The 14,823-nt window shown below is 60.1% G+C and carries 17 protein-coding genes; 13 read left to right on the top strand and 4 right to left on the bottom strand.

The window, feature by feature from the left end:
* On the top strand, window positions 1-200 hold a 200-nt coding region (locus tag GZ093_RS17100), incomplete at its 5' end, for a hypothetical protein (RefSeq protein ID WP_296488285.1).
* A 136-nt stretch (window positions 201-336) separates the two neighbouring features.
* Here the strand turns inward: GZ093_RS17100 and GZ093_RS17095 are convergent.
* Window positions 337-1,380: an IS110 family transposase gene (locus GZ093_RS17095; RefSeq protein ID WP_296488283.1), complete on the bottom strand. Its 1,044-nt coding sequence runs from the start codon at window positions 1,378-1,380 to the stop codon at window positions 337-339.
* 228 nt (window positions 1,381-1,608) lie between these two features.
* Here GZ093_RS17095 and GZ093_RS17090 point away from each other — a divergent pair, with 228 nt between their 5' ends.
* Entirely contained in the window at window positions 1,609-1,851 is a 243-nt protein-coding gene (locus tag GZ093_RS17090; RefSeq protein ID WP_296488281.1) for a type II toxin-antitoxin system Phd/YefM family antitoxin, read from the top strand.
* The gene (locus tag GZ093_RS17085; protein WP_296488279.1) at window positions 1,848-2,111 is read left to right on the top strand and encodes a Txe/YoeB family addiction module toxin; all 264 of its coding nucleotides are present in this window, start codon (window positions 1,848-1,850) and stop codon (window positions 2,109-2,111) included. The genes GZ093_RS17090 and GZ093_RS17085 overlap by 4 nt, the downstream gene beginning before the upstream one ends.
* Window positions 2,112-2,195: 84 nt before the next feature.
* On the opposite strand, the gene GZ093_RS17080 is transcribed toward GZ093_RS17085, so the two are convergent.
* Window positions 2,196-3,386 carry an MFS transporter gene (locus tag GZ093_RS17080; protein ID WP_296488276.1) on the bottom strand — a complete coding sequence of 397 codons (1,191 nt, stop codon included), beginning with the start codon at window positions 3,384-3,386 and terminating at the stop codon, window positions 2,196-2,198.
* A 69-nt stretch (window positions 3,387-3,455) separates the two neighbouring features.
* Complete coding sequence (gene purM / locus GZ093_RS17075; RefSeq protein WP_296488273.1) at window positions 3,456-4,505, bottom strand: phosphoribosylformylglycinamidine cyclo-ligase; 1,050 nt, start codon at window positions 4,503-4,505, stop codon at window positions 3,456-3,458.
* 241 nt (window positions 4,506-4,746) lie between these two features.
* Between purM and hda the strand changes: the two genes are divergently transcribed.
* The 7 genes from hda to GZ093_RS17040 all read left to right on the top strand — a co-directional run bounded on the left by hda (window position 4,747) and on the right by GZ093_RS17040 (window position 12,559).
* Window positions 4,747-5,433, top strand: a complete 687-nt coding sequence (gene hda / locus GZ093_RS17070) for a DnaA regulatory inactivator Hda (protein ID WP_296488271.1) — start codon at window positions 4,747-4,749, stop codon at window positions 5,431-5,433.
* Window positions 5,434-5,447: 14 nt separating this feature from the next.
* Entirely contained in the window at window positions 5,448-6,122 is a 675-nt protein-coding gene (locus GZ093_RS17065; RefSeq protein WP_296488222.1) for an HAD family hydrolase, read from the top strand.
* Window positions 6,123-6,234: 112 nt separating this feature from the next.
* Window positions 6,235-7,848 (top strand): polynucleotide adenylyltransferase PcnB, encoded by a 1,614-nt coding sequence (gene pcnB, locus GZ093_RS17060; RefSeq protein ID WP_296488220.1) that lies wholly within the window; start codon window positions 6,235-6,237, stop codon window positions 7,846-7,848.
* A complete protein-coding gene (folK, locus tag GZ093_RS17055) occupies window positions 7,845-8,327 on the top strand; it encodes a 2-amino-4-hydroxy-6-hydroxymethyldihydropteridine diphosphokinase (RefSeq protein ID WP_296488218.1) in 483 nt (160 codons plus the stop codon). Before pcnB ends, folK (GZ093_RS17055) begins: the two co-directional genes overlap by 4 nt.
* A gap of 96 nt (window positions 8,328-8,423) precedes the next feature.
* Window positions 8,424-10,196, top strand: a complete 1,773-nt coding sequence (locus tag GZ093_RS17050) for a methyl-accepting chemotaxis protein (protein WP_296488213.1) — start codon at window positions 8,424-8,426, stop codon at window positions 10,194-10,196.
* An 84-nt stretch (window positions 10,197-10,280) separates the two neighbouring features.
* Window positions 10,281-10,751 carry a 2-amino-4-hydroxy-6-hydroxymethyldihydropteridine diphosphokinase gene (folK, locus tag GZ093_RS17045; protein ID WP_296488211.1) on the top strand — a complete coding sequence of 157 codons (471 nt, stop codon included), beginning with the start codon at window positions 10,281-10,283 and terminating at the stop codon, window positions 10,749-10,751.
* A 38-nt stretch (window positions 10,752-10,789) separates the two neighbouring features.
* Window positions 10,790-12,559, top strand: coding sequence for a methyl-accepting chemotaxis protein (locus GZ093_RS17040; RefSeq protein WP_296488208.1), 1,770 nt, complete (start codon window positions 10,790-10,792; stop codon window positions 12,557-12,559).
* 107 nt (window positions 12,560-12,666) lie between these two features.
* On the opposite strand, the gene GZ093_RS17035 is transcribed toward GZ093_RS17040, so the two are convergent.
* Complete coding sequence (locus GZ093_RS17035) at window positions 12,667-13,122, bottom strand: RidA family protein (protein WP_296488207.1); 456 nt, start codon at window positions 13,120-13,122, stop codon at window positions 12,667-12,669.
* A gap of 274 nt (window positions 13,123-13,396) precedes the next feature.
* Here GZ093_RS17035 and GZ093_RS17030 point away from each other — a divergent pair, with 274 nt between their 5' ends.
* The 3 genes from GZ093_RS17030 to GZ093_RS17020 form a co-directional block, all read left to right on the top strand.
* On the top strand, window positions 13,397-13,762 hold the full coding sequence (locus tag GZ093_RS17030) for a transposase (protein ID WP_296488204.1): 366 nt from the start codon (window positions 13,397-13,399) through the stop codon (window positions 13,760-13,762).
* Entirely contained in the window at window positions 13,762-14,115 is a 354-nt protein-coding gene (gene tnpB, locus GZ093_RS17025) for an IS66 family insertion sequence element accessory protein TnpB (protein ID WP_296488201.1), read from the top strand. Before GZ093_RS17030 ends, tnpB begins: the two co-directional genes overlap by 1 nt.
* 61 nt (window positions 14,116-14,176) lie before the next feature.
* The coding region (locus GZ093_RS17020) for an IS66 family transposase zinc-finger binding domain-containing protein (RefSeq protein ID WP_296488199.1) at window positions 14,177-14,823 on the top strand (647 nt) is incomplete at its 3' end.

Raw genomic sequence — 14,823 nt, 5'->3', positions numbered from 1 at the left:
AAAATCTATCTAACCATGAAGCCCTGAGCGCTGCAAATCACCAACACCCAAAACTAAATTTCGGAAATTTACAGAAAAGAAGTTGCTTTATCTCTAGTTTGGTCCGTGCCGACATGGAATCTGCGTCACCGATGCGCCAATCGTTACGAGCGGCAGGTAAGCTGCCGGAAGGGTTATCGGCGTCTGTCGGTGTGGGGTGAACCCGGTTGGCCATGATGGTCGATCAATCTCGTCGCAACGCGTGATGGGTGGTTCAAGCTTCTTCTTGATAGCGGCTGTTTTGTATGTTTGCGGATTACGCTGGCATTGCAAAACTCTCCCTGTTGATCTTCTTGCTCAACCGCTGGCCTTCGCCAAACGGTTCCTTGTCTCTGAGCATGGCATAGCAGATGCGCGCCAGCTTGTTGGCCAGCGCACAGGCTGCCTTGTTGTGATTGCTCCTGGCCCCTGCACATCCAGCGCCCAGCGACGCACCCCACAGACCTCGCGCCCGGCGGTGTCTGCCACCTTGGATGCGCGCAGCAAGCTCCTGGCGCCATGCGTGAGCAACATGCGCAGGTAACGATCCCCCTTCTTGGAGATGCGTCCCAGGTAGCGGCTGTTGCCCGAGCTGTACTCCTTGGGTGTCAAGCCAAACCAGCTGGAGAAATGGCGCGCATCCTTGAAGTGGCTCACATCGCCCGAGGTGGCTGCTACCAGAGCCGTGGCCGTCAGCAAGCCGATGCCGGGGATCGACAGCAGCGTAGTGCATGCCGGGCTGAGCTTGGCCAGTGCCGCCAGTTCACGCTCCAATTGCGCAATGCGGCCTTCGAGTAATCGGATTTCCTCCAGCAGCAGCTTGGCGGTGCCCCGGATCAGATCGGGCACCGCAGTGGCTGGGTCAGCCAGTACCCGGCTGATCGCTTCAATGCCGGTGCGTGCACCTACCGGAATGGCAATACCAAACTCACGGCAGAAACCGCGCAAGGCGTTGATGCGGCTGGTGCGCGTGCCCATCCAAAGCGAGCGGATGCGGTGCATGCCTTGCAGGGCCTGTTGCTCAACCGACTTGATGCGCACCGGGCGAATATCGGATGCACGAGCAACCTCCAACAGTGCAGCAGCATCTGCCGCATCGGCCTTGTTGCGCTTGACGTAGGCACGGATGTACTGGGCTGGCAGCAGCTTCACCTCAATACCCAAGCCATTGAGCCAGCGCGCCCAGTGGTGGGCTGAGCCGCAGGCTTCCATGATGACCAGGGACACATCCCGGTTGGCAAACCAGCGTTCAAACTGCGTGCGCGTGAGACGCTGAGTTTCAACCACGTGCCAATGTTCATCAGCCACGGCCAATTGAAAAACAGACTTTGCAAGATCGACGGCAACGGTAGTAGCATTCATGTCGGACTCCTTACGTTTTAAAGAACTGTTCCCCACGCCAATGAAGACCAGTACGCGACTGTTGCGCAAAAAGCGGGGGAGTCCATCCCATCAATCCACCGGACCTGCGCGAAAAGCTGCGCAGGCCGGTGATTTCAAATCATTAGCCCTCTTTTGGAACTTGCACTTCAGCATTGACAATGCGTACGTTATTGCGTACCATTCTGACTTCTTTCACGGGACTACAAAATGCACACACTTGCCGCTAGCGAAGCTCGCGCGAATTTGTACCGGCTCATTGATGAGGCAGCCCAGTCGCATGAGCCGATCATCATTTCCGGAAAGCGCAGCAGTGCCGTGTTGCTCTCTGCCGAAGATTGGAGTGCAATTCAAGAAACCTTGTTTCTACTTGCCGTGCCAGGGATGCGCGAATCCATAAAGACAGGTATGGCTGAGCCCCTCGCAAAAAGTACGAAAGAGCTTAAGTGGTGAGTTGGGCGCTTGTGTATGCCAAGCAAGCAATAAAAGATGCAAAGAAGCTTGCTGCAAGTGGTCTTAAGGCAAAGGCACAAGATTTGCTCGCGGTTCTTGCCAACGATCCATTTCAGAATCCACCGCCCTTCGAAAAGTTGGTCGGAGATCTGGCCGGGGCATACTCGCGCCGCATCAATATTCAGCACCGCATTGTGTACGAAGTATTTGCCAAAGAGCGGACCGTTCGTGTGCTGCGCATGTGGACTCACTATGACTGAGCGGGCTGACAGGGCGGCCCACGCGGACAGGCAACGTCAGGCTGGCGCTTCGCGGCGGGTGTTGTGTGCCGTTGGCCTTCGACCTTAACGCGCCAAGCCACGCGGCTGCAGCATCAGCAGCAACAACGCCAGTGCCGCAAACCCGATGCCGGCCACAAAGGTGAACGTCGCACCCCAGCCCTGCCACAGCCAGCCCGCCAGCCCACTGGCGATCAGCATCGCCACGCCGCTGAGCAAGTTGAAAAAGCCGTAGCCGGTGCCGCGCAGGTCAGCCGGCGCCGTGTCGGCCACCATGGCCGCCAGCAGGCCTTGCGTCATGGCCATGTGCAGGCCCCACAGCGCCACACCGACCCAAAACACCACGCCGCTGTTGCTGTAGGCCAGTAGAGAATCAGCGCTGATCAACAGCACGAGCCCCCAGCCCAGCAGCGAGGTGTGGCTTATCTTGTCGGCCAGCTTGCCAAAGGGGTAAGCGCAAATGGCATAGACCACATTCATGCCGATCAGGACCAGCGGCGTCCAGGCCAGCGCCAAACCACCTTCCTGCGCACGCAGCACCAAAAAAGCCTCGCTGAAACGCGCCAGCGTGAACACCGCACCCACGCCCACCACCCACCAGTAGGTGGGGCTCAAGCGGGCCAGGTTGGCGCGGCTGATCGGGTTCAGTCGTTTGGCCGTGATGGGCCGATCAGGCTCCTTGACGCCCCACACCAACAGTGCCACGCACATGAAGGCGGGTACGGTTGCCACCCAGAACACGGCGCGAAAGTCATCGTTCCACAGGAGCATGAAAACGACCGCCAACGTGGGCCCCAAGAACGCGCCCACAGTGTCAAGCGACTGGCGCAAGCCAAAGGCGGCACCGCGCAGCTCGGGTGGCGCAATGTCGGCCACCAGTGCGTCACGCGGCGCACCCCGAATGCCTTTGCCGATACGGTCGGCCAAACGGGCGGTGATGATCCAGCCGCTGGACGTGGCGAGCGCAAAAAGAGGTTTGGAAAAAGCCCCCAGGCCGTAGCCCAGCACCGCCAGCGGTTTGCGCTTGCCCCAGTAATCGCTCAGAGCGCCGGAGAACACCTTGACGATCAGCGCAGTTGCCTCAGCCGCGCCTTCGATCAGCCCGACCACCAACATGCTGAGCCCCAAGCTGGTGACCATGAAGACCGGCAACAGGCTGTGAATCAGTTCGCTCGAGACGTCCATCAGCAAGCTGACAAAGCCCAGCGCCCAGATGCTCTTGGGGATTCGCTTGAGCGTGGCCGTGCGTTGGTTCATGGTTATTTAGATGAAAATCAGCGCTAGCCCTTATGGATTATGCGTGAGCAGCTATTAATTTTGATTTACTCAGTCCACCAGCACCGCAGCGCCGTCACCCCGCTCGGCAATCACACCTATGACATAGACCGTCTCACCCGCCGCGCGCAGCGTGGCAGCGCAGGCGCCAGCTTGTGCGGCATCAATCACCACCACCATGCCTATGCCGTTATTGAAGGTGCGATTCATCTCGAAGTCATCAATGCCCGCTGTGGTCTGCAGCCAGGCAAACAGCTCGGTTTGCGGCCAGCTGCCCTTCGTCAAGTGCGCCGCAGTACCCTCAGGCAGCACGCGAGGGATGTTTTCGAGCAAACCGCCGCCGGTGATATGGGCCAGTGCCTTGATCGGGTGAGCCGCCAGCGCGGCCAGCACGTTTTTGACATACAGACGGGTGGGCTCCATCAGCGCTTGTTTGAACGGTTTGCCGTCCAGCGTGGCCGGGGCATTGACACCGGCGCGCTCAATGCACTTGCGCACCAGGCTGAAGCCGTTGGAGTGCACGCCACTGGAGGCCAAGCCCAGCACCAGATCGCCTGGTTTGATATCCGAGCCGGTCAAAATTTTGGACTTTTCGACGGCCCCAACGCAAAAACCCGCCAAGTCGTACTCGCCCGCCGGGTACATGCCGGGCATTTCGGCGGTCTCACCGCCAATTAAGGCGCAGCCGGAGAGCTCACAGCCCCTTGCAACGCCCCCGACCACGGCGGCGGCGGTGTCCACATCGAGCTTGCCGCAGGCAAAGTAATCCAGAAAAAACAGCGGCTCTGCCCCCTGCACCAGTACGTCGTTGACGCTCATCGCGACCAGGTCAATGCCAACGGTGTCGTGCATATTCCATCCAAAGGCCAGCTTGAGCTTGGTGCCGACACCGTCGGTGCCACTCACCAGCACCGGTTCTTTGTAGCGCTTGGGCACTTCAAACAGCGCGCCAAAGCCGCCAATACCGGCCAGAACGCCTTCACGCATGGTCTTTTTGGCCAGGGGTTTGATGCGCTCAATCAGGGCGTCACCCGCGTCAATGTCAACGCCAGCGTCTTTGTAGGAAAGGGGGAAAGGAGAGGAAGCGTTTTTGTGGGTCATGAAAGAGGCCTTGAAAAGTGCGCTGGCAGGGCGCGTGCAAGCAGGTCGTGGGGTGGGCAACAGCGCGAGCCTGGAGCCCGATAGAATTTGGCCAGATTTTAGTGCGACATAACGTACGCAAAAATTGGTGCCACTTGAAGAGTGGTTGCGTCCTCATTGGAACTACGTTTCAAGGGGTTGACCTCAAAGATCGCCAGATGCCCTTTGCATCGATTCACCAGAGAGCCTCCACCGAACCCGCATGAAGCAAATTGCCTTGGATATTGGCTTGGCAACCGGCCCCACGTTGAGCAGTTTTTTTGCTGGTCCCAATGAGGCGGCATTGCGCCATTTGCAAATCTGGATCGCAGGCGGCGCCAGTGCCCCGGCGCGTTCACCCGTGCCGACTTACCTCTTTGGCCGTGGCGGCAGTGGCAAAACGCATTTGCTCAAGGCGGTACAGGCGGCTTTGCAGGAGCAGGGCGCCAGCGTCGGCTGGCTCGACGCCAGCGTGCAGCAGCCGCCGCAGTTCGATGAAGGGTGGGCGGCGGTGCTGATGGACGAGGTGCACTTTTACAACGCTGTGCAGCAACAGGCGGCGTTCAACTGGTTCATCAATGCCCAAACCTGGCAGCGCGGCGTGTTCGCGGCCGGTGAGTTGCCTCCGGCTGACCTGAGATTGCGTGATGACCTGCGCACCCGGCTCGGCTGGGGCCATGTGTTTCAGCTGCAATTACTCAGTGAGCCAGAGCGGCGCGCCGTGCTACGGCAGGCGGCCGATGCGCGCGGGCTGTTTTTGAGTGACGAGGTGATGGACTTTATGTTGACGCGCTTCAGCCGTGACTTGGGGAACCTCATGGAGTTGCTGAACTTGATGGATGGCTACGCACTGCAAACCAAGCGGGCGATTACCATTCCCCTGATCAAATCCATGATGGAAAACACCTAATTCACAATCGACCCATGAAGTTGACCCTATTTGACCTTGACCACACCTTGTTGCCGATTGACTCGGATTACGCCTGGGGCGTCTTTACCAGCACCATCGGCTGGACCGACCCGGTCCATTTCGACCGGCGCAACGACGAGTTTTTTGCCCATTACCAGGCTGGCACGCTGGACATTCGTGAGTACGTGCGTTTTGCCACCGCAGCACTGCGCCAGCATGGTGCGATTCAGGCGCAAACGGCGCATGTTGAGTTCATGAAGACGGTGGTTGCGCCTGCCATCAAGCAGCAGGCGTTGGCGCTGGTGCGCCAGCACCAACAGGCGGGCGATGAGGTGCTCATCGTCACGGCCACCAATGAATTCGTGACGCGCCCGATCGCGCAGGCCTTTGGCGTGGCCGAATTGATTGCGGTTGAGCTGGAGGTTGATACGGCACCTGGCGGCAGCGGCTGGATCACCGGCGAAATCGTAGGGGTGCCTTCGTTTCGGGAAGGCAAGATCGCGCGGGTGACGCAGTGGCTGGCCAACCGCCAACTGGACTGGCCTGATGTGGAGACCACCTTTTACAGCGATTCCATCAATGATCTGAGCCTGCTGGAGCGGGTCACGCACCCAGTGGCCACCAACCCGGATGCGCCTTTGCGGGCCCTGGCCAGCGCGCGTGGATGGCGCATACTTGATTTGTTTTGAAGAGATGCATGCAAAATGTTGAGGACAAAGCTGGCGGACATCTAATGATTAGTTGAGGACAGGGTATGTTCACTGCGTGTAACTGCGGGCTGTCCCGCAAAATATTAAAAATATGATTAAAAAATTTATTGACCGGTTGCTGGGTAAATCACCGGCCAAAAGCAAAAAACTGCAATTTGGCAAGCGCGAAGAGATCGGCCCTGCAGTGCATGGGATCGATCCCAAACTGGTCGATGAGCGAGCACTCAACGTGGTGCGTACCCTCAAGAATGCAGGGTTTGAGGCCTATATCGTCGGCGGCGCCGTGCGCGACCTCATGGTCGGCCTGGCACCCAAAGACTTTGACGTGGCCACCAACGCCACACCGGAGCAGGTCAAGGGCCTGTTTCGGCGTGCCTTCATCATCGGACGGCGTTTTCGCATCGTGCACGTGGTGTACGGGCGCGGGCGCGAGCATGAGGTGATTGAAGTCTCCACTTTCCGCGCCTACATGGACAACGCGGCGGCCGAGCAGGTGGCTGGCAACGAGAAGACCAGCAAAAGCGAGCTCGCCGGCATGAAACACGCGGTCGACTCCACTGGCCGTGTGCTGCGCGACAACGTCTGGGGCCCACAAGAAGAAGACGCGGTGCGGCGCGACTTCACCATCAACGCCATGTACTACGACCCCGAAACGCAAATCGTGGTCGACTACCACCATGGCATCAAGGATTCCAAGAACCGGGTGATCCGCATGATTGGCGAGCCGGCCACGCGCTACCGCGAAGACCCGGTGCGCATCATCCGGGCCGTGCGGTTTGCCGCCAAACTCAGCGGCCTGGGCTTCAAGCTTGAAACCAAAACGGCGGCACCGCTGATCAAGTCGCAAGAGCTGCTGGCCGAGGTGCCGCAGAGCCGCTTGTTTGATGAGATGCTCAAGCTGCTGCAGACCGGTCACTCCTTGGCCTCGATCGAACAGCTCAAAGCATTGGGTATGGCTCGCGGCATTTATCCGTTGCTTGATGTGGTGGTGCAGCGCGCTGAGCAAGCCTTCGTCAAAGCCGCCTTGCGCGACACCGACCGGCGCGTGAGCGAAGGCAAGCCGGTGGTGGCCAGTTTTCTGCTGGCCTGCGTGTTGTGGTCCGATGTGCGCGACGGCTGGGCCAAACGCATCAGTGAGCGCCAGCATGCCCATCCGGCGCTGCAGGATGCGATTGAAGACGTGTTCAATGCCCATATTGGCGATGTGTCGGGCCGTGGAAAATTGGGCGGTGACATGCGCGAAATGTGGATGATGCAGCCCCGCTTTGAGAAGCGCGTGGGCAGTGCACCTTTTGGTTTGACCGAACAGCCGCGTTTCCGTGCCGCCTTTGACTTCATGCGCCTGCGTGCTGAAACTGGCGAAATCGAGGAGGTGCTGGCCGACTGGTGGCAGGAGTTCAGCCTGGCCGATGACAACCTGCGCCAGGATATGGTGGATCAGGTGCGTGAAGAACAGCAGCAACAGCAGCGCCAGCGGGCGCCGCGCGTGCACAAGGCGCCCACTGCCCGCGATGCGGCGCAATCGGCACCCTCTGCGGCGCCCGATGGCCGGGACGATCGCGCCCGCCCGCAGGCCGCGGCCGACGCGCCAGACGATGAAGCTGCCAGCCCGTCGGATGTTGATGCCCCTAAAAAACGCCGACGCCGCCGGCGCAGCACGGGCCCCAAGATCGGCGGTGAACAGGCGCCGGACGCGGGCGTTTGAACGCATCGGCGCGGCCCCCGGTCACGGCCTATATTGCGCTGGGTGCCAATCTGGGTGACCCACAGGCAACAATCCTCAAGGCCATGAATGACCTGGCGCTGACCGAAGGCGTCAGCCTGATCAAGCGCTCATCCCTGTACCGGACTGCGCCAGTGGACTCCAGCGGCCCGGACTATATCAATGCCGTGGTCGAGGTGCAAACAGTCTTGACGGCACCGGCGCTGCTGGCGCAGCTGCAATCCCTGGAGCGATTGGCTGGTCGTGAACGCACATACCAGAACGCACCGCGCACATTGGATCTGGATTTGCTGACCTATGGCGAGGCGCGCATCCAGAGCAAGAAACTCACGATTCCGCATCCACGCATGGAACAGCGCGCCTTTGTGCTGGTGCCGCTGGCCGAGATTGCACCGTCGCGGGTGAGCGCGGAGCAGTTGCGCGCCGTCGCAGATCAAACCGTCGTGCCTGTGGCGGCGTGATGAACTAGGGATTTCCCTAGGCACAAAGGCTTTCAGTCCACCCAGTTGCGGATGGCTGCCTGTCTAAAATGAAGCAATCTCTTCCGGGCAAAAATCATGAGCTTTAATAATCTGCGCGTCGCCACCAAACTATGGTTTGGCGTGGCTGTCATCGTTGTCTCACTGGCCCTGTTGATTGCGTTTGCGGCGTTCAGGATGGCCAGTCTTCAGGCCGATTCGGACGCAACCCAAAGCCAGCTCAATGCACGGGTCAAGGCCGTCACCACCTGGACCGGCCTGACCGAAGCCAACGCCATACGGACCTTGGCGGTGATAACGGCCACTTTTGACTCTGGTGTTGAACCGGCGCTCAAAAGCGAGATTGCAGCCACCTCATCCAGGATTTCCGAAGCACAGAAGAGCATCGAGGCCATGTCGCTGGGCAAGGATGAACTGGCTCAGATGCAAAAGATCGCAGGGGCGCGCAAGCTCATGGCAGCTGCGCGGGCCAAAGCCTTGAAAGAAAAGGATGACAGCAACAGCGAAGCAGCCGTCAGAACCTTGAAAGGCGAATACATCCCGGTCGTCGCGGCCTATCTGGTCACCCTGCGAGAGCTGGTGGTCATGGAAGAAAAGACATTGGCCGCGTTTCAGGAAGAGGCTTCACAATCCCGTGCGGCGGTCGCCCGAATTTTGGTCGGGTTTTGTGTGCTGCTTTTTGCGGGTCTTCTGGTTGGCGCCGGTTGGTTGATTCGCTCCATTCGCCAGCCCTTGGTGCAGGCCAACGAGTTGGCCGGTCGCATTGCCGAAGGTGACCTGAGCGTGCAGATTGACACCTCGCGCGGCGACGAGTTTGGCGACCTGATGAAGTCACTGGCCGCCATGAATGAATCCCTGGGCCGCATGGTGCACCAGGTGCGCCAAAGCACCGACAGCATCGCAACGGCCAGTGCCGAGATTGCCACCGGCAACAACGACCTGGCCCAGCGTACCGAACAAACGTCGAGCAACCTGCAATCCACCGCGGCCAGCATGGACCAGTTGACCACCACCGTGCAGCAAAGTGCCGACAACGCGCGCCAGGCCAGCACCTTGGCCGCCAACGCATCCACGGTGGCAGAGAAGGGTGGCGCGGTGGTCCAACAGGTGGTGCTCACCATGGAAGAGATCAACACCAGCAGCAAAAAGATTGCCGACATCATCGGCGTCATTGATGGCATCGCCTTTCAGACCAATATTCTGGCGCTCAATGCCGCGGTAGAAGCGGCGCGGGCCGGTGAACAGGGGCGCGGCTTTGCCGTGGTCGCGAGCGAAGTGCGCAGCCTGGCGCAGCGCAGCGCCGAAGCCGCCAAGGAAATCAAGATGCTGATCGGCACCTCCGTCGACAAGGTAGCCTCGGGCACCAAGCTGGTGTCGGACGCGGGCATCACCATGAGCGACATAGTGCAGTCGGTGCGCAAGGTGGCGGACGTCATCAGCGAGATCACGGCGGCGTCCAATGAACAAAGCTCGGGCATTGCCCACGTCAACCAGGCCATTGGCAACCTGGACCAGATGACACAGCAGAATGCGGCGCTGGTCGAAGAGAGCGCCGCCGCCGCCGAGAGCCTGCGCGAGCAAGCCAGCCAATTGGCGCAGGCGGTGTCCGTATTCAAGATCAGCGGCGCGCAAGTGGTGCTGCAGTCGAGTCCGACCCGTGACATCACGCCGCGGCCCCAGGCACCTGCCTACAAGCGCCCACCGCCTTTGCCGAAACCGAAACCGGCCAACGCGGCGCTAGGTCATACCCGGGCCGCTGCGCCAGCGCGCAAACCGCTGGCCCTGGCAGCCGTGAAGAAACCGGCCACAACGGCCACCCCGGCCGCAGACGCCGATTGGGAAACTTTCTGAGAATTTGCGGGACGGACCGCAGCTTGCCCGTTTGGAATAACGGCAGATAAGCGGCAGTCGGCGCCGCCACCGGTGGCAACCTATATGGCCCTGGGTGCCAATCTGGGTGACCCACAGGCAACAATCCTCAAGGCCATGAATGACCTGGCGCTGACCGAAGGCGTCAGCCTGATCAAGTGCTCATCCCTGTACCGGACTGCGCCAGTGGACTCCAGCGGCCCGGACTATGTCAATGCCGTGGTCGAGGTGCGGACGGTCTTGACGGCACCGGCACTGCTCGCGCAGCTGCAGGCGCTGGAGCAGACCGGCGGGCGCCAGCGTCCTTTTCGCAACGCGCCGCGTACCCTGGATCTGGACCTGTTGACCTTTGGCGAGGCGCGCATCCAGAGCGAGCCGCTCACGATTCCCCATCCGCGCATGGGAGCGCGCGCTTTCGTGTTGGTGCCACTGGCCGAGATTGCGCCGCAGGTTGTGACGGCGGCGCAACTGCAGGCCGTGCGGACGCAGCATATTTCGCGCCTTGGAAAGAGGCTTGGTGCTGCCGGGAAACGCTAAGATCGCACTCATCAACAATTTTGCCGAAGAAATAGCTCATGAACTTGAATAACATTCGTCTTGCCGCCAAGCTGTGGCTCGCTACCGGACTCATCGTTCTGGGCATGTGCGCCGTGATTGCATTTGCTGCGACGCGTACTGCGGGTGATCGTATCGCCAGCGCAGCAGTCCTTGAGGGCATCGGTACGAAGGTCAAGTTGGCCAATCGTTGGGTGGCACTGACCGAAGCCAATGCGGCGCGCTCGCTGGCCGTGCTGCTCAGCAGCGACCAGGCTGTGGAGCTTGGATTGAAAGACGCGATTGCCGCCACCTCCGCGCAGATCGGTGAGATTCAAAAATCCATTGAGGCGAGTCAATTGACGCCGGCGGATCGCGCCCAGCTGGAAACCATTGCCAAGAGCCGCAAGCTGGTGTTGGAAACGCGGGCCATCGCCATGAAGCAGCGCACGGATGGCCTGGCGACTGAGGTGACTGAAACGGTCAACACAAAGTATCAGCCCGCCATGCAGGCGTATCAGAAATCCCAGCATGATTTCGTCACCATGCAGGAGCAGGCTCATGATGCGGCGCGGGTTTTCTATGCTCAAAGAAGCAAAGAGGTGGTCACTATTTCCGCCATCAGCGTCTTGCTGTTGATCGCTGGAATTTTTGGCGGGACAGCATGGCTGGTGCGGGCGATCCGGCGGCCGCTGACGCAGGCCAACGAACTGGCCTCAGGCATCGCGAAAGGTGACCTCACCATGCAGATCGACACCTCGCGTGGTGATGAGTTTGGCGACCTGATGAAGTCGCTGGCGGCCATGAATGAGTCGCTCGGACGCATGGTGCACCAGGTGCGCCAGAGCACCGACAGCATTGCAACGGCCAGTGCCGAGATTGCCACTGGCAACAACGACCTGGCCCAGCGCACTGAACAAACCTCCAGCAACCTGCAATCCACGGCGTCCAGCATGGACCAGTTGACCACGACCGTGCAGCAAAGTGCCGACAACGCCCGTCAGGCCAGCACCTTGGCCGCCAATGCGTCGTCCGTGGCGGAGAAGGGTGGCGCGGTCGTCGAGCAAGTGGTGCTCACGATGGAGGAGATCAATGCCAGCAGCAAAAAAATAGCCGACATCATTGGTGTGATTGATGGCATCGCCTTCCAGACCAACATTCTGGCACTCAACGCTGCGGTGGAGGCGGCGCGGGCAGGCGAGCAAGGGCGCGGTTTTGCCGTGGTCGCGAGTGAAGTGCGCAGTCTGGCGCAGCGCAGCGCCGAGGCCGCCAAGGAAATCAAGACGCTGATTGGCACCTCGGTCGACAAGGTGGCCTCCGGTACCAAACTGGTGTCGGACGCTGGCACCACCATGAGCGATATTGTGCAGTCGGTACGTAAGGTGGCCAATGTCATTGGTGAGATCACGGCGGCGTCCAATGAGCAGAGTTCAGGCATTGCGCACGTTAATCAGGCGATCGGCAATCTGGACCAGTTGACGCAGCAAAATGCTGCCCTGGTCGAAGAGAGTGCCGCTGCTGCCGAGAGCCTGCGCGAGCAAGCCAGCCAATTGGCGCAGGCGGTGTCAGTGTTCAAGATCAGCGGCGCGGTGGTGACCATGCAGTCACGTCCCACCCGAGACATCACGCCGCGTGCCAGTGCGCTGCCCTACAAACAGCCGCAGTCCCTGGCCAAACCGAAGCCTGCCAGCGCCGCGCTAAGCCATACGCGTGCCAGCGCGCCGGCCCGCAAGCCGCTGGCCTTGGCAGCAGCCAAGAAACCGGCCCCAGCGCCCACCCCGGCCGCTGATGCAGATTGGGAAAGGTTCTGAAGCTTTGCGGGACAGACCGCAGCTACAAATCGATCATTTTGCGGGAAAGACCGCAGTTACACGCAGTGAACAAGCTCCGTCCCCAACACTTCAAGAGTTTTTCCAGTTCACTCCACTTCCGCAATCAGCTCAATTTCCACGCAAGCACCTAGCGGGATTTGGGCCACGCCAAATGCGCTGCGGGCATGGGCGCCCTTGGCGCCAAACACCTCGCCCAGCAACTCGCTGGCGCCATTAGTGACCAGATGCTGCTCGGTAAAGTCGCCCGTCGAATTGACCAGTGACATGAGCTTGACGATGCGCTTAACGCGGTTCAGGTCCCCCACCGCCGCGTGCAAGGTGCCCATCAAATCAATGGCGATGGCGCGCGCGGCGGCTTTGCCATCCTCGACCGTCATGTTGCTGCCAAATTGGCCGACCCAGACTTTTCCGTCCTTCTTGGCAAGGTGACCGCTCAAGAAGACCAGTTTTCCAGTCTGGACAAACGGCACATATGCTGCGGCGGGCGCGGCGACGGGCGGCAGGGTGATGTTGAGTTCGGTGAGTTTGGCGTAAATGCTCATAGCGCTTCCTTGGTCAGTTTATGAATGAAATGTTCTCTTGGCATTGTGACTGACGCAGACCTTGCGAGTGACGCTGAATTGGACCCTGCGACAGGGCTGGTGAAGTATCGCAAGAAGCGCAAGGTACCGGCCCTCAAGCAGCGCCGTGAAAAAACGCATCGACTACCTCTTTCCGGACAAGGCCTCGCCGGTAGGTAAGCGTCCAGCCGTGGCATCTTGAAGGCGTATGCGTTGATAGCGAAGATGGTGTCCACCAACAAAAGAGGTGGACACCATGGAAGAATCCAAACGAGAACCAAAGCGCAAGCACAGCGTTGAACTGAAATCACGGGTATTGGCGGAGTGCGCGCAGCCGGGCGCATCGGTAGCTGCGGTTGCGATGGCGCATGGATTGAACGCGAACCTGGTGCATAAATGGCGACGCTGGGTCGCTGCTGTTGGCATGCCGAGCGCGGCGCTCCCGCACGCCAGGAACACAGGAAACGAATTCATCGCCGTGGCGCTGGCAGCGCAGGCTACACCGGTGTCACCCTGCGACATCCGCATCGAACTGCGCCGAGGCGCCACGACGATGAGCATCCACTGGCCGACCCAGGGGGCGGATGAGTGCGCGGCCTGGTTGCGCGAGTGGCGGCGATGATGGCAATGCCATTGATTCAGGTTGACGCGTTGTGGCTGGCCGTTGAGCCCATGGACATGCGCGCGGGCACCGAGCGTTTGCTCGCGCGCGTCGTGCAGGTGTTTGGTGGTGCGCAGGCCCATCACGGCTACCTGTTTGCCAACGCACGGGCCACGCGCATCAAGCTGCTCGTGCACGACGGATTCGGCGTTTGGTGCGCATCGCGGCGGCTCAATTCGGGCAGCTTCGTGTGGCCTCGTAATGGCGTTGTTGGCACTGCGCCAGTGACCTTGACGAAGGACCAATTCGACGTTTTGGTGCTCGGACTTCCCTGGGTTCGCCTGGAGCAAATGCGGCTGATTACGCGAGTGTAATTAGCCCAAAAATACGCTAAAAATGCAATTGGAACATCCCCCAATAGCCTGAAATATTCAGGTGTTGCATAGTCAGGGCATGCTCAACGTGCATGCCATAAAAGCCCAGGATCTTGCAGCTCTGAACCCCAGCGAATGGGCCGAAGTCGCTGCACAACTGCTGGCCCATATTGGGGAGCAGAGCAAGCACATTACTGCGCAAGCCACGCGTATCGATTCACAGGCCCAGGCCATTAAATGGCGTGACGCAAAGATCGAGAGCATCACCTTTCAACTGGCGCGCCTGAAGGTCTGGAAGTTTGGTGCCAAGACCGAACGCATGAACGCCGAGCAGCGCTCTCTCTTTGAGGAGACGCTGGCCGCTGACCAAGCCAGCCTGGAGGCGCAACTGGCCGCCTTGCAGTCCAGTGTTCCGGCCGAAGACGGGAGGACACCAGACAAGCAACCACGCCGCCAACCCAAGCGTGAAGCACTGCCGCCACACCTGCCTCGGGTGGACACGCGCATCGAGCCCGAGAATACCAACTGCCCAACGCCAGAATGCGGCCAACCCATGGTGCGCGTGGGCGAGGACATCAGCGAGCGCCTGGATATCGTGCCGGCCCAGTTCTTTGTGCAGCGCCAGATTCGCGGCAAGTGGGCTTGCAGCTGCTGCCAGTTGATGGTGCAGGAGCCCGCCGCGCCCCAAGTCTTTGACAACGCGTTGCC

The organism is Rhodoferax sp., assembly GCF_010365055.1.
In the GTDB taxonomy this organism is placed as follows: domain Bacteria; phylum Pseudomonadota; class Gammaproteobacteria; order Burkholderiales; family Burkholderiaceae_C; genus Rhodoferax.
This window is presented reverse-complemented; position numbering and strand designations above follow the sequence as displayed.